Source organism: Chloroflexota bacterium, assembly GCA_040902225.1.
GTDB lineage: Bacteria > Chloroflexota > Limnocylindria > QHBO01 > QHBO01 > CF-167.
In genome coordinates this window covers 672398-687455 of the sequence record JBBDXT010000004.1, presented here as the reverse complement: position 1 = coordinate 687455, position 15058 = coordinate 672398, and the positions used below count along the sequence as shown (strand labels likewise).

The 15058-nt window shown below is 69.3% G+C and carries 12 protein-coding genes; 2 read left to right on the top strand and 10 right to left on the bottom strand.

Annotated elements, in window-relative coordinates:
• The first annotated feature begins 14 nt into the window (after positions 1–14).
• Positions 15–2090: an elongation factor G gene (gene fusA, locus WEB29_05710; protein ID MEX2136444.1), complete on the top strand. Its 2076-nt coding sequence runs from the start codon at positions 15–17 to the stop codon at positions 2088–2090.
• Positions 2091–2097: 7 nt separating this feature from the next.
• Here the strand turns inward: fusA and tyrS are convergent, their stop codons facing one another.
• Positions 2098–3366 (bottom strand): tyrosine--tRNA ligase, encoded by a 1269-nt coding sequence (gene tyrS / locus WEB29_05705; protein MEX2136443.1) that lies wholly within the window; start codon positions 3364–3366, stop codon positions 2098–2100.
• Between the two features lie 62 nt (positions 3367–3428).
• Here tyrS and WEB29_05700 point away from each other — a divergent pair, with 62 nt between their 5' ends.
• Entirely contained in the window at positions 3429–6155 is a 2727-nt protein-coding gene (locus WEB29_05700) for a transglycosylase domain-containing protein (GenBank protein ID MEX2136442.1), read from the top strand.
• Here WEB29_05700 and WEB29_05695 read toward each other — a convergent pair.
• The 9 genes from WEB29_05695 to WEB29_05655 form a co-directional block, all read right to left on the bottom strand.
• Positions 6152–8566 carry an endonuclease MutS2 gene (locus WEB29_05695; GenBank protein ID MEX2136441.1) on the bottom strand — a complete coding sequence of 805 codons (2415 nt, stop codon included), beginning with the start codon at positions 8564–8566 and terminating at the stop codon, positions 6152–6154. The genes WEB29_05700 and WEB29_05695 overlap by 4 nt on opposite strands.
• Positions 8541–9170 (bottom strand): DNA-3-methyladenine glycosylase, encoded by a 630-nt coding sequence (locus WEB29_05690; GenBank protein ID MEX2136440.1) that lies wholly within the window; start codon positions 9168–9170, stop codon positions 8541–8543. The genes WEB29_05695 and WEB29_05690 overlap by 26 nt, the downstream gene beginning before the upstream one ends.
• The gene (locus WEB29_05685; GenBank protein MEX2136439.1) at positions 9167–9736 is read right to left on the bottom strand and encodes a CvpA family protein; all 570 of its coding nucleotides are present in this window, start codon (positions 9734–9736) and stop codon (positions 9167–9169) included. The genes WEB29_05690 and WEB29_05685 overlap by 4 nt, the downstream gene beginning before the upstream one ends.
• 34 nt (positions 9737–9770) lie before the next feature.
• Positions 9771–12209, bottom strand: a complete 2439-nt coding sequence (pheT, locus tag WEB29_05680) for a phenylalanine--tRNA ligase subunit beta (protein MEX2136438.1) — start codon at positions 12207–12209, stop codon at positions 9771–9773.
• A gap of 4 nt (positions 12210–12213) precedes the next feature.
• Positions 12214–13287 (bottom strand): phenylalanine--tRNA ligase subunit alpha, encoded by a 1074-nt coding sequence (pheS, locus tag WEB29_05675; GenBank protein MEX2136437.1) that lies wholly within the window; start codon positions 13285–13287, stop codon positions 12214–12216.
• A gap of 85 nt (positions 13288–13372) precedes the next feature.
• On the bottom strand, positions 13373–13732 hold the full coding sequence (gene rplT / locus WEB29_05670) for a 50S ribosomal protein L20 (GenBank protein MEX2136436.1): 360 nt from the start codon (positions 13730–13732) through the stop codon (positions 13373–13375).
• Between the two features lie 10 nt (positions 13733–13742).
• A complete protein-coding gene (gene rpmI, locus WEB29_05665) occupies positions 13743–13940 on the bottom strand; it encodes a 50S ribosomal protein L35 (GenBank protein ID MEX2136435.1) in 198 nt (65 codons plus the stop codon).
• On the bottom strand, positions 13897–14637 hold the full coding sequence (gene infC / locus WEB29_05660) for a translation initiation factor IF-3 (GenBank protein ID MEX2136434.1): 741 nt from the start codon (positions 14635–14637) through the stop codon (positions 13897–13899). The genes rpmI and infC overlap by 44 nt, the downstream gene beginning before the upstream one ends.
• A 63-nt stretch (positions 14638–14700) precedes the next feature.
• Positions 14701–15057 (bottom strand): VOC family protein, encoded by a 357-nt coding sequence (locus WEB29_05655; GenBank protein MEX2136433.1) that lies wholly within the window; start codon positions 15055–15057, stop codon positions 14701–14703.
• Between the last annotated feature and the right edge of the window lies 1 nt (position 15058).

Here is a 15058-nt window from a genome sequence, read left to right as displayed (position 1 = left end):
CACAAGGAGCACCGATGAAGCCGACCAGCCCCGACCTGATTCGGAACGTGGCCCTCATCTCCCACGGTGGCGCCGGAAAGACGAGCCTTGCCGAAGCGATGCTCTTCGACGCCGGCGCCATTGCGCGACTGGGCAGCGTGGACGCCGGGTCCGCTGCGCTCGACCACGACCCGGACGAGCAGAAGCGGCGACAGAGCATCAACCTGGCAATGGGGACGCTCGAGGCCGATGGGGCGCGCATCACCCTGGTCGACACCCCCGGCTACGCCGACTTTCAGGCCGATGTGATCGAGGCGCTCGCCGCGGTCGATGCCGCGATCCTGGTGGTCGATGCATCGGCCGGGGTCGAGGTCGGCACGGAGGAGGTGTGGCGGCTGGCCGAGGAGCGCAAGTTGCCGCGCTTCATCTTCGTCAACAAGATGGACCGCGAGAACGCCAACTACGATGCCGTGCTCGACGGCCTGAAGACGAAGTTCGGCCCCAAGATCGCGCCCGTCTACCTGCCGATCGGCTCCGCCGACTCGTTCCGCGGCTACATCGACGTCATCGAGCAGCACGCCAACGTGTACGAGGGCGGCAAGCCCAGTGAAGCGCCCATCCCGGACGACATGCGAGCCGGCGAGGAGGCGCGCCGCGAAGCCCTGGTGGAGGCGGCCGCCGAGGCGAGCGATGAGCTGATGACCCGTTACCTCGACGGCGAGTCGATCAGCGACGAGGAGATCGAGACGGCCGTGCACAAGGGGACGCGCGAGGGAAGCGTGGTTCCGGTCTTCGTGGGCAGTGCGCTGAAGAACATCGGCGTCCGCGAGCTGGCGACCATGATCGCCAAGCACATCCCGTCGGCTGCCGAGGTCGGTGCGCGCACCACCAGCGACGGCAAGCAGATCGAGCCTGACCCGGCGGCGCCCTTCGTGGCGCAGGTCTTCAAGACAACGGCCGACCCCTTCGTCGGGCGACTCACCTACTTCCGCATCGTCGCCGGCACGCTCCGCGCCCAGGGTCACCTCTGGAACGCTACCCGCAAGGCGGAGGAGCGGATCGGCAACATCCTGGGGCTGCTCGGCAAGGAGCAGGTGAACATGCCGGAGGCTGGTCCGGGCGACATCGTGGCGGTCGCCAAGCTGGCGAGCACGCAGATCGGCGACACGCTGGTCGCAGACCGCGCCCAGGCGGTGAGCCTGCCGCCGCTCGAGTTCCCGTCGCCGAGCCTGCAGGTCAGCATCGAGCCGGAGAGCAAGGCGGACCTGGACAAGCTGGGACAGGCGCTGTCGCGCATGCTTGAGGAGGAGCCGTGCGCCCGCGTGCACCGCGAGGAGGGCACCGGCGAGACGATCCTGACGGCGATGGGCGACGCCCACGTGGATGTCCTGGTCGAGCGTCTGAAGCGCAAGTTCGGAGCATCGGTTCGCACTGGCAGCCCGCGCGTGCCGTATCGGGAGACGATTCGCAGGCCAGCCAAGGTCGACAACCGCTTCAAGCGCCAGACCGGGGGCCATGGGCAGTTCGGGCACGTGGTGATCGAGTTCGAGCCGTTGCCATCCGGGTCGGGATTCGAGTTCGGTGACAAGATCGTCGGCGGCGTGGTCCCCAGGCAGTACATCCCCGCCGTCGAGAAGGGGCTGCGCGAAACCCTGGCCGAGGGGGTGCTGGCCGGGTATCCGGTCGTGGACCTGCGAGCCCGGTTGGTGGATGGCAGCTATCACACCGTCGACAGCTCCGAGATGGCCTTCAAGGTGGCCGCCAGCCAGGCCCTGAAGCGGGCATTCCCGGAGGCTGATCCGACCCTGCTGGAGCCGATCCTGGAGATTGAGGTGATCGTCCCGGATGCCTACATGGGCGATGTGATGGGGCAGATCACCGCCAAGCGCGGGCACGTCCTGGGCATGGACTCATCGGATGGGATGCAGCACCTCCATGCGCAGGTGCCTCAGGCGGAGATGTTCCATTACGCAACTGAGCTGCGCAGCATCACGCAGGGCCGCGGACGGTTCAACTGGAAGCTCGACCACTACGCAGAGGTGCCGAGCACCATCTCCGACCGAGTCATCGCCGACCACCAAGCCAAGGTGGGCGCTGGCGAGAAGCACTGACCTCCCGTCAGGCGACCCGCTCGATGGCGGCCAGGCTGCGCTTCCCGCGACGCAGGACCAGCCAGCGTCGGTGGAGGAGGTCTCCGTCGCTCGGCACCATCTCCGGATCGCTGACGCGCCGGTTGTTCAGATAGGCGCCACCGTCAGCCACCGTCCGCCGGGCGGCTGTTCGACTGTCGGCCAGGCCTGCGGCCACCAGCAGCTCGACGATGGTCGGCATCGGGCCACTCACCTCCGCGTGGGGCAGCTCGGCCACGGCAGTCGCCAGCGTCTCCGCGTCGAGCTCGACTAGTTCGCCGCGCCCGAAGAGAGCCGCGCTGGCGGAAGCGGCCTGGGAGGCAGCATCGGGGCCGTGCACGAGCGCGGTCAGCTCGGATGCCAGTGACTGCTGGGCGGCGCGCGCCTCGGGCTGCTGCGCGGTTGTCTCCTCGAGCGCCTCGATCTCCTCACGGGACCGGAAGCTGAAGATCCGCAGCAGCGCGCCGATGTCGGCATCGTCCGTGTTCAGGAAGTACTGGTAGAAGGCATACGGGCTCGTCAGCGTCGGATCGAGCCAGAGCGTGCCATCGGCGGTCTTGCCGTACTTCGTCCCGTCCGACTTGGTGATGAGTGGCGTCGCCATGGCGTGCACGGTGTGGCCGGCCACGCGACGGATGAGGTCGACGCCGGCGGTGAGGTTGCCCCACTGGTCGCTGCCACCCGTCTGCAGGCGACAGCCGTAACGGCGATGCAACTCCAGGTAGTCGAATGCCTGCAGGATCTGGTAGCTGAACTCCGTGAAGCTGATCCCCGGCCCATCGAGTCGGGCCTTTACCGATTCCTTGTCGAGCATCCGATTGACACTGAAGTGCTTCCCGACATCCCGGAGGAAATCCAGTGCCGATACCGACGAGGTCCAATCCAGGTTGTTGACGAGGCGCGCCGCGTGGGATCCACCGAACTCTAGGTATCGCTCGACCTGGGCCCGGATCCGTTCGACCCAGTCGGCGACCACGTCGGCCTCGTTCAGGCTGCGCTCGACCGATCGTCCGCTTGGGTCGCCGATGAGCCCGGTTGCCCCGCCGACCACCGCGATCGGGTCGTGGCCGGCCAGCTGCAGTCGCCGCATCGTGATCAGCTGCACAAGGTTGCCGAAATGAAGGCTCGGGGCCGTGGGATCGAAGCCGCAGTAGAACGTCACCGGGCCTGCGGCGAGGGCGGCCCGCAGGGCATCCGGGTCGGTGCTGTGGGCAATGGCACCACGCCAGTCGAGCTCATCGAGAATGTGGGCGGCCATGGGCGGTTGAGTATATGGGGCCGATCCGCCCCTCGCGGCGCCCCGTGCTAGGCTTGGCCGCGATGAACGGACGGCCCCCGCGGGCCCGGGGCCGCTATTCAGGCAGGCCGCCGGCGCCGCGCTCCCCCACTTCACCCGGCGGCATCAAGGTCGCGCCGCTCCCGGCATTGATCCTGGGCGCCTTCGCGGCGCTCGCGGGCGCTCTCTTCATCGGTGTCGTGGCCGTCTTCGCGTCATACACCAGCGGCCTCCCAGACACCTCCAAGCTCGCGGAGTTCCCGCTCAGCCAAGGGTCAACCGTTGTCTCCGCCGATGGTGTCGAGCTCGCGACCTTCGCTGCGGAGGAGCGGCGGGTACTCACCTTCGACAAGATTCCCCAGGTGATGGCCGACGCGCAGGTTGCGGCGGAGGATCAGACCTTCTGGACCAATCCGTGCATCGACTTCAAGGGCATTGTCCGCGCGGCGCTCCAGAATTTCTCGGCCTCGGAGACGGTGTCGGGCGCCTCGACCATCTGCCAGCAGCTGGTGCGCATCCGCCTCTTCGACGCTGACCTGCTGGCCAACCCCGACCGAGTCTGGGAGCGGAAGATCAAGGAGGCGCTGCTGGCCCTCCAGGTGGGTGACGCCTTTCCCGGGCGCGAGGGCAAGGAGCAGCTGCTGGAGATGTATCTCAACCAGGTGTACTACGGAAACAACGCCTACGGCATCTGGGCCGCCGCCAGCCGCTATTTCGCCAAGGACATCACTTCGTCTGCTCCCGAGAACCAGCTGACGATTGGCGAGGCCGCGCTGCTCGCCGGTCTGGTGCGCGCCCCGTCCGCGCTGGATCCGACACAGGTCGCCGTGCCCTCGACCGATGCCGCTGGAAACTCGATCCTGGTCGTCCCGCCCGACGCCGACGCGATCCGGGTGCAGGGCTTCGTCCTGAACGGCATGGTGAAAACCGGCGCCATTACCCAGGCCGAGCGGGACCAGGCTGCCGCTGAGCAGATCGTGCTGGCGCCGCCCCAGGATCGCCAGTACAAGGCGCCGCACTTCGTCTATGCGGTACGCCGTGCCGCAGCCGACCTCCTCGGCGGCGAGGACCTCCTGGACCGCGGCGGCCTCGTGATCAGCACCACCCTCGACTACAACGGCTACCAGGTGTCCGCCGAGAAGTGGGCCGGCGTGGCCTACGACATGGACCGCATGACCGATGAGCAACTCCTCGTGAAGTACGGCGAGGCTGCCGCCGGACCGAACGGCTGGATCCACAGCCTGCAGGGCCGCAACATCAACAACGACGCGCTGGTGACGATCAACTACCGGACCGGAGCCGTGATGGCGTACGTCGGCTCCGCCAACTACTACGGCGAGGCGACGCCCGCCCACCAGCCGCAGTACGACGTGGTAGGGCAAGCCTTTCGACAGTCGGGCTCCGCCTTCAAGCCGATCACCTACGCGACGGGCTTCGAGCGCGGCACGATCACGCCGGCGACCATGTTCATGGACGTCGAGGGGATCGTGGCGGAGGGCTATTCGGTCCCCAATGCCAGCGGCAACGAGCGTGGCCCGGTCCGTGTCCGCGATGCGCTCAAGTACTCCTGGAACATCCCGGTCGCCAAGGCGCAGCAGCTGATCGGCACCCAGAACGTGGTCGACATGGGGGAGCGCCTCGGGCTCGAGTGGGATCCACAGCAGAAGGACGTGGCGGTCCCCTCCCTCACGCTCGGCACCATCGGCGTCCACATGCTCGACCTGGCAGCGGCGTACGGCGCCCTCGCCAACGGCGGCGTCCTCTCCGAGCCGTTCGTGATTGCCAAGATCGCCGACCGCGAAGGGACCGTCATCTACGACCAGGCCGCGGATGCGCCGGAGCCGGAACGGGTCCTGAGCGAGGACGCCGCATACCTGGTGACCGACATCCTGGCCGACAACACCAACCCCGCCACCAACATCATCTGGGGGCAGCGTTTCCAGCTGACCACCGACGCGGGTCGCCGTCCGGCGACCCTGAAGACCGGCACCACCAATGACTTCCGCGACCTGCAGGCGTTCGGCTACCTGGCGCCCGATGAGGATCCGGCCGTCGACGAGGGTGCCATCATCACCGGCGTCTGGGTCGGGAACAGCGACTTCTCGGCGATCCAGGACGTCTTCGCGGCCGATGGCCCGACCTTCATCTGGCACGACTACATGGCCGAGGTGACGGCGGCCAAGGAACTGCCGTTGCGGGAATTCACACGGCCGGCGGGCATCGTCGAGGCCGAGGTCGACGCTCTCACGGGGATGCTGCCGGGCGAGTTCACGACCGAGACGGTGACCGAGGACTTCGCCGCCGCGCACCAGCCCACGCAGCGCGACTCGCTCCACCGCGAGCTGGCGGTGGAAGAGGCGACCGGCAAGATCTGGCAGCCCGGCTGCGGCGATCCGATCCCGGCCTCGCCGGTTCCAGGCGAATCGCCCGGCTCACGCGCACCCGAGGAGAAGGTCTATCTGGACCTCGTCGACTACGAGGGGTCGCACCCGACCTGGGAAGAGGCCAACCGGGAGTGGATCGAGCGCTACCTGGGCAAGGAGGAGACCGTGCGTCGTGCGCCGGCACCGGCCTTCGACGCGCCGCTCGCCCCGATCGAGACCTGCACGCCGGGCGAGATCCCGACCTCGACACCGTCGCCCAGCCCGTCGCCGACTCCCTCCCCGACACCAGTCCCGTCGCCGACGCCGACGCAGGCTCCACTGCCGACGCCGATCGTGCTGCCGAGTGTGCCTCCCATCCCGACGCCGTCGCCAGCGTCGAGCCCCTAGAGCTCCGCGACGGTCGCCCCGTCGCCCCCCTCCTCGCGTCGACCGGGTCGCGTGGAGCGCACCCGCGGATGCTCGGCCAGGTACTCGCGGATGGAGCGGCGCAGCGCGCCGGTCCCCACCCCGTGCACGATGACCGCCTCGTCCAGGCCGGCCAGGAGTGCCTCGTCCAGGTAGGCACCCAGCTGCTCGAGCGCCGCCTCGACACGCTCCCCGCGGAGGTCGAGGCGCGGCGCGATACGGCTCGCCGCCCGACGCTTCAGCTCGGCCAGCTCCTCGTCGCGCGGGGCCGGTCCGGCGATCGGCTCGGCCACCACCTCGACGTCGTCTCCGGGAATGACGACCCGTGCCCCATCGGTCTCGATGGTAACGCGCCCGGTGCGACCGCTGATGTCCACGATCCGCCCGGCGCTGCCCAGGGTGCGGCTGCGACCCCACAGGCCGACGCGCGGCTGGGCGGTCTCGCCCTCACCCTCGACCGGAGTCTCGTCCGTGCCTGACGCATCGGATCGAGCTCGAGCTCCCCGTTCTGAGAGGCCGTCGAATGCGTCGCCGGCAACCGCTCCCCCGCGGCGCGGGGTGCGGAGGTTGCGCTGGCGGGTCAGCTCGCGCCGGACCTCCTCCACCTCGCGCTCGGCGCGGGAAAGGATCACGTCGGCGACCCGCCGCGCATCGGCCAGCATCTGGGCCGCCTCGCTGCGCGCGCGAGCCACGCCGCTGCGCGCCCGCTCGCGATCGCCCTCCGCAGCCTGGCGCTCCTCCCTGGCTCGCTCCAGCGCGACGGAGCGATCGGCCTCGGCTCGGCCGATCGCCGCGAGCGTCTCCTCCATGCTCACGTGCTCCGCCCCCAGGCGCGACCGGGCATCCTCCAGGATCTCAGCTGACAGGCCGAGGCGCTCTGCGATGGCGAAGGCCTGCGACTTGCCGGGGAGGCCGATCTCCAGCCGATACGTGGGCCGCAGGGTCGCCACGTCAAAGGCGACCGAGGCATTGGTCACCAGCGCATGCTCCTGGGCAAACGCCTTCAGCTCCGCATAGTGGGTGGTGGCGGCGACCATCGCTCCCGAAGCGAGCAGCCGCTCGACGATCGCCATGGCCAGGGCCGACCCCTCGGTGGGATCGGTGCCGGCCCCGATCTCGTCGAGCAGGACCAGCGTGCCCGGTCCGGCGGCGGCAACGAAGCGCACCACGTTGCGCAGGTGGCTCGAGAAGGTGGAGAGCGACTGCGCGATGCTCTGCTCGTCGCCGATGTCCGCCATGACCCGGGCGAAGACCGGCAGACGCGCGCCCTCGGCGGCCGGAACGCGCAGGCCGGCCTGATGCATGAGTGCCAGGAGGCCGAGCGTCTTGAGCGAGACCGTCTTGCCGCCGGTGTTCGGGCCGGTGACGATCAGCGCCCGATAGCCGAACCGCTCACCGATGCGAAGGTCGATCGGCACGGCCCCTGGGCCGAGCAGTGGGTGTCGCGCCGAGAGTAGCTCGGCAGCGTCATCGGCTGCCTGCGGACGCACGCCGTCAAGCTGCAGCCCCAGCCGCGCACGCGCCATCCACAGGTCGGCGCGAGCCAGTGCCGCGAGTGAGGCGAGCAGCGCCTCGGCATGCGCCTCGACCTCGCGCGACAGCTCCTCGAGGATTCGCTCCTCCTCACGGGCTGCGTCAAGGGTGGCCTGCGTCCAGGTGTTGTTCAGTTCCACGACGGTCAGCGGCTCGACGAAGAGGGTTGCGCCCGAGGCGCTCTGGTCGTGCACGATCCCCTTGAGCTTTCCCTTGGCCTCGGCCCGGATCGGGATCACGTAGCGGCCGGCGCGCATGGTCACGATCGCCTCGCCGATGACCCCGGCCAGGGTGCTGGAGCGCAGCATCGTGTTCAGCCGCTCCCGAACTCGGTCCTGGGCCGTTCGGAGGCGCTTGCGGATGGCGGCGAGCTCGGCGGACGCCGAATCGAGGATCTCACCCGCCTCGTCCGCCGTCCGCTCGATCCGCGCCCGCAGCTGTGGCGCGTCGTCAAGCTCGCCGCGGACCGTGGTGAGGTGCGTCCCTCGCCACTCGCCGAGGCGCGCGGCAAAGGCGGAGGTGGCGCGCAGGGTCTCGGTGATGTCAAGCAGGTCGGCGGGTGCCAGGCGTCCTCCCCGCCGCGCGCGCTCGAGAGCCTGGCGCACGTCACGGGCGCCTCCGACGGTGGCCTGCGACTGCTCCACCAGGAGGCGGCTGGCCTCGTCCGTCTGGTCCTGCAGCAATCCGACGTGCACCGCGTCAGCGAGCGGGACGGCTGCCTCGGCCAGCTCCCGCGACGGCCCGAAGGCCGTCAGGCCGGCGAGCTGATCGACGATTGCCGCGAACTCGAGTGCGCGCAGCGTGCCCGCATCGGCTGCGGCGCCCGCGCCGGGCTCAGCGCCGGGATCGGTGGGGGTCATCGTGGATCAGGTAGCGGAGGGGTCGATCGCTCCAGTCGCCCGCGTAGTCCACGCCGATGCGCGCGGTCCGGTCAATTTCCACGGGTGCCGGGCCGCGGCCGAGCCGGACGGGCCCCGCAAGCAGATCGGCACCGTTCAGCCGCCGTTCGATGTCGAAAGCGGAGGCCAGGTTGCCCGGTCCCGCGGCGAGCCTGGCGGCCGGAACTTTCCCGCGCCGGGTCCGAGCCAGCCGCTCCCCCGTCGTCAGCTGGGCGGCGCGCAGAAGGACAGCCTCGGGCTTGGCGTCCGGGCCGCAGACCACGTTGACGCAATGGTGCATGCCGTACACCAGGTAGACGTACAGGTGTCCGGGCGGGCCGAACATGACCGAGTTCCGCGGGGTCTGCCCGCGCGAGGAGTGCGCTGCCAGGTCCTCGGGTCCCAGGTAGGCCTCCACCTCCACGATCCGACCGGCGATCCGGCCGGCGGGCGTGTCGTGGATCAGGAACGCGCCAAGCAGGTCGGGCGCCACATCGGCCGCCGACCGGTCGAACCAGGCGCGGTCGTCGATGAAGGATGGGCGCCCGGCAATGCCCGACCCACCGGCGGCGGCCGCCGGGATCACGACCCCGTCAGGAACTCGGCGATGTCGGATGGCACGAATGGGCGCGCAGCCTGGCCCAGGGTTGGGATCAGGGTGGCGCGGAAGAAGTCGACCAACACCGATGAGTCCATCGCGTCGTAGAAGCCCTTCAGCGGGCCGGCCGAGTTGACTGCGGCATCCGGCGCCGTCCGAAAGAAGGTGTCCATGACCACGAGCGTCATCACGATCGAGAGTGCGGCAAAGACGAAGCCGAGCACCGCCCCGCCGAGCTCGTCGAGCTGCTTGGCGATCGGGAGGCGGGTCCCACGCCAGAAGACGCGGACGATGAACCAGCCGCCGATGGTGAGACCCACGAATAGGATCAGGAAGACCAGCTGCAGCCGGAGTTCGGGGCCGAAGACGTTCCAGCCACTGAGGATGCTGTCAAATGGATCGTGCAGCAGCCCGGCGATGATGAATGCCACGATCACCACCACGATGTTCAGCGCCTGTCGCACCATGCCCTGCATGAAGCCGGCGAATACGCCGGCGGCCAGGACAGCGGCCACGAACAGGTCGATCGGTCCAAGCTTGGTCAGAAAATCCACGGGTGCCTCCCTCGGGGCGCAAGCCTAGCAGCCCTCATCGGATCTGGGCACCGAGGTGGTGCTCGAGCGCGCCGCGGATCCGCTTCATGGCGCGCTCCACGCCGCGCTCGTCTCCGGCGGTCTCAGGCTGGAAGCGAAGGGCGATCGCGTACGAGACCTTGCCCTCCCCCACCTGGGGCCCGTGGTATTCGTCGAAGAGGCGCGAGTGACTGAGCAGCGGACCGGCATTGGCGCGCACAACGCGCAGCAGCTCACCGACCGGCCTGCCCGCGTCCACGACCACCGCCAGGTCGCGGTCGATCGGCTGCGCGCTCGGGATGGCCACCGCCCGGACCTCTGCCGGGGCGAGGGCCAGCAGCTGCGGCAGGTTGATGACGGCGATCACCGGCCGGCCGGGCAGGTCCCATGCGGCCGCGACGCGTGGCTCAACCTCCCCGACGTGGCCATAGGCGTGGCCCGCGGGATCGACGATCCGCGCCGCTCGCCCGGGATGGAGATGAGCGTGACGCTCCTCCGCTGTCTCCGGCCGAAAGGCAGGTGAGGGTGCCCCCAGCGCAGCGTGCAGCGCCTCGATGAGTCCCTTCAGGTCGCTAACCTCGGCATCCTGCGACTCCACGCCCGGGGACCGTGGCACCCGTGGCCCGAGCAACGCAACGCCGACATGCCAGGCCTCGAACCTGCCGGTCCCAGCCGTGTCGGCCCACGCAGGACCGCGGGCCTTGTCGCTCCAATAGGTCTTGCCCACCTCGAAGATCCACGCGTCGTTTCGGCGCTGGCGCACGTTCTCGGCCAGTGAGGCGAACATCGAGGCGGCCATGGTGGGGCGCAGGATGCTGTGGGCCTCGGCCAGCGGGTTTGCGACTCGCACCAGGGTGGGGTCACCGGGATCGAGACCAACCAGCTCGAGGTCGCGCGGCCCGATCAGCGCGTGGGTCAGCACCTCGTCCAGGCCCAGCCCTACCAGCACGCGCCGCACCCGCTGTCGTGGTTCGGTCGGGTCCGGACGGAAGGGTGGCAGGGCGGGTTTGGGCTGACGGCCCGGGATGCGCTCGTAGCCGTGGCTGCGGGCGATCTCCTCGGCCACGTCCTCCGCTGCGACGACATCGGCGCGATGCTCGGGAACGGTGACCGCCACCTGCCCCTCGCCAGCGCCCGCCACCTCGAACAGCAGGGGCGCCAGCAGGGTGGCGATCCGGGACTGATCCAGCGGAAGGCCCAGGAGGCGTTCGATGCGGCCAATCTCGAGCGTCACCACGCCGGGCGGACGTGGCTGCGGATCGTTGTCCACGATGCCCTGGGCCACGCGAGCGCCGGTGATCTCGGCGATGAGCCGAGCCGCTCGGTCTGCGGCGACCCGCGGCAGGTGATGCCCGATCCCCTTCTCGTGACGCAGGCTGGCCTCGGAGCGCAGGCCCAGCCGCCGCGCCGTGTTGCGGATGATCGGCCCGTGGAAGATCGCCGATTCGAGGATGACGCGGGTCGTGTTCCCGGTGACCTCGGTGGCGGCCCCGCCCATGATCCCGGCCAGGCCGATGGCGCGCTGCGCATCGGCGATCACCATCATCCGGCCGTCGAGAGTGCGCTTCTCGTGATCGAGCGTCTCGAGCTGCTCGCCGTCATGCGCGCGACGCACCACGATCCTCCCGTCGGGAATGGCATCGGCGTCATACGCATGCATCGGCTGACCCAGCTCGTGCATCACGTAGTTGGTGACATCCACCACCGCGCTGATGGGGCGCATGCCGGCTGCCATGAGGCGCCGCTGCATCCAGCCGGGAGAGGCGCCGTTGCTGACCCCCTCGAACCAGCGGGCCGTGAACCGCGGACAGCCCTCGGCATCCTCGATCACCACGCTGATCCTCTCCCCCACCGGCAGGCCGGCATCCTCACTGACCGATGTCTCAGGCATGCGGACCGATGAACCGGCCAGGGCGGCGACCTCGCGGGCCAGCCCGACCATCGAGAGCGCATCGCCCCGGTTCGGCTTGACGTCGACGTCCATCACCACCTCGCCCAGGAGCGGCCGCAGGTCGGCGCCGAGTGCCAGCTCGTCCCCGGCGCCCAGGATGTGGATCCCTTCTGCGTCGTCGCCCAGCCCCAGCTCGATCGCCGAGCAGAGCATCCCCTGCGACTCGACGCCGCGGATCTTGCTCCGCTCGATGCGACGCTCGCCGGGCAGCACCGACCCAACCAGTGCGACGGGGACGAGGTCGCCCACCGCGATGTTGTCCGCCCCGCACACGACCTGGAGCGGCTCCCCCGACCCCACATCGACGCTCGTCAGCCACAGCTTGTCGGCGTTCGGATGGCGCTCTATGGAGAGGAGCCGCCCGACAACCACGTCGGTCCAGTCCGCGCCGGACACCTCGATGGCGCTCACCTCGAGGCCCCGCATCGTCAATTCCTCGGCCAGGGCCTGTGGGGACAGGTCGAAGTCGACGTACTCGCGCAGCCAGGAGAGCGGGACGCGCATCGGCTCAGCGCCCCGCCGGGAACTGTTCGAGGAAGCGCAGATCGGCGCTCATCAGGAGCCGCAGGTCGGGGATGCCATGGCGCAGCAGCGTGATGCGGTCGAGCCCCATGCCGAAGGCATAGCCCTGGAATGCATCCGGATCGATCCCGCCGGCGCGCAGCACGGTCGGATGGACCATCCCGGCGCCCAGGATCGTCATCCAGCCCGATCGGCCACAGGCGGCGCAGCCCGAGCCACCGCAGACCAGGCAGCTGACGTCAAAGGCGACACTCGGCTCTGTGAACGGATAATAGCCGGGGCGGAACCGGGTCCTCGTCGCCTCTCCATACAGTGCGCGCGCAAACTCCTCGAGCATCCCCTTGAGGTCGGCGAGGCTCGTGTCGCGGTCGACCACCAGCCCCTCGACCTGGAAGAACTCGAAGCCATGCGAGGCATCGACCGCCTCGTAGCGGAAGCAGCGGCCCGGGGTGATCACCCGGATCGGTGGTGTCAGCGCGCGCATTGCCCGGATCTGCACCGGGCTGGTGTGGGTGCGCAGGATCGTGCCGTCCGATGCCGGCTGCCGTGGGTCCCCGCCCTCGCCGGCCACGTACAGGGTGTCCCACAGGTCCCGCGACGGGTGGTCCGGCGGGATGTTGAGCGCCTCGAAGTTCATCGCCTCGGTCTCGATCTCGGGACCCTCGAAGACCTCGAAGCCGAAGGCGTGGAAGATCTCCCGCAGATCGCGCTCGACGGTCATGGTGGGGTGCAGGTGCCCCACCCGCCATGGCCGGCCCGGTGCGCTCATGTCGATGGCCTCGTCGAAGAGCCGCGCACTGGCGTCGCTCTCGCCCAGGCCTGCCAGGTGCGCAGCGATCCCCGCCTCGAGGGCCTCGCGAACGGCGTTTGCCAGGCTGCCGGTTGCCGGCCGCTCGGCCGGATCCACCTCTCGCAGGCCGCGGAGCAGGATGGTCAGGCGCCCGGATCGGCCGAAGAGCGAGGCGCGCAGCCCTTCCACCGCCCGAGCGTCGGCGGCTGCGGCCAGCTCGGCTTCGGCCTCGGTCTGAAGCTGCTGCAGTCGGTCGGCAAGGTCGCTCATGAATGCTCCGGAATCATCGGGGAAAACAAACGACCCCGCTCCTCTTTCGGAGCAGGGCCCGGGGCCGGCGTCAGGGAAACGCCGGCTAGCCGCTAAACGAGGCCTTTGCCATCTCGACCATCTTGCCGAAGGCACCGGCATCGCGAATCGCGAGGTCGGCGAGCATCTTCCGGTCGACCTCGACGCCCGCGGACTTCAGGCCGGCGATGAAGCGGCCGTACGGCATCCCGTGCTGGCGAGAGGCGGCGTTGATGCGCTCGATCCACAGCCGGCGCATGTCGCGCTTGCGGTCGCGACGATCCCGGTACGCGTACACCAGGGCGTGGAAGAGCGCCTCGCGAGCCGGTCTGATCAGCTTCGAGCGCGTACCGCGACGCCCCCGCGCCTGCGCGAGGAGTCGCTTGTGGCGCTTGTGCGCTGCGACGCCGCGCTTGACTCGTGCCATCGTTCAGTCTCTAGCTGTAGGGAAGCAGCCGCGCGAGCTGCTTGGCGTGCACCGGGTCGACGCTGGTCTTGCCGGCGTAGCGGCGCTTGCGGCTGCTCGACTTGATCTCGAGGTGGTGGCCGCTCCCCGCCTTGGGGCGAACCCACTTGCCGGAGCCTGTCTTCTTATACCGCTTGGCTGTTCCCTTGTGGCTCTTCATTTTCGGCATGCTGGGCCTGCTCCGTAGGTTCTGGCTCGACCGTGAGCCCCTTGGCGACAACCGCGTCGCCGATCGTCTCTCCATTCGAGGCCGATGCGGGGGTGGCTCCCTCGGCCGCGCCGTTCTTCTTCTCGACCCGCTTCTCGGGCGGGGCCATCACGATGAACATGTTGCGGCCTTCGAGGAGTGGTGGCCGTTCAACCACCCCGTGCTCCTCGAGCATCGCCGACGCCCGATCGAGGAGATCACGCCCCAGGTTGGCGTGGGTCATCTCCCGCCCCCGGAACTGCACGGTGACCTTGACGCGGTCGCCCTCGTCCAGGAACTCCCCCGCTCGTCGCAGCTTGGTTCGCAGGTCATTGACGTCGATCTTGACCCGAAGACGGATCTCCTTGAACGTCTGTGACTTCTGCTTTCGCTTCGCCTCGCGCTCGCGCTTCTGGAGCTCGTACTTGTACTGGCCGTAGTCCAGGATGCGACACACCGGTGGTACCGCGGCGGGAGCGACCTCCACGAGGTCGAGTCCCTTCTCCTGGGCCAGCGCCAGGGCTTCCGTGGTGGGCAGGACGCCGAGTTGCTGACCCTCTTCATCGATGACCCGTACCTCGCGGACGCGGATCATGTCGTTGATTCGGAGATCCTTGGCTATGAGTGCTGCCGCTCCTTCAACAAATGAGCCACCGTCCGATCCGGACGCGTGGCCCATACCGATGCGCAAACGCCGGCCGACTATACACCGGCGCCCTCGAACGGGTCAACGCGGGACCGCTCAGGACGGGTAGTGGTAGAAGATCGCCACCTGGCGTCCGTCGGGGTCAGCCACCCGAAAGGATCGTGTCCCCTCATACCGGTCGCCCGATGGTGGCCCGACCAGCGCAAATCCGCGCAGGGCGAGGTCCTGGGCCCAGCCGTCGACCTCCGACGCGGTGTCGACCCGGAAGCCGATCTGCATCCCGTCCCGCGCCGCCCGCTCGGCACGACGGAAGCTGAGCTCGAACCCGCCGAGCTCGAGGTCCACCCCGCCGTCGTCCGCCGCTCGGCGCCTGAAGCCGAAGGCTGACTCGTAGAACTCGGCGGCCCGGCCCGGATCGGTCGAATGGAGGGCCAGCTGGCCGATGCCGCGCATC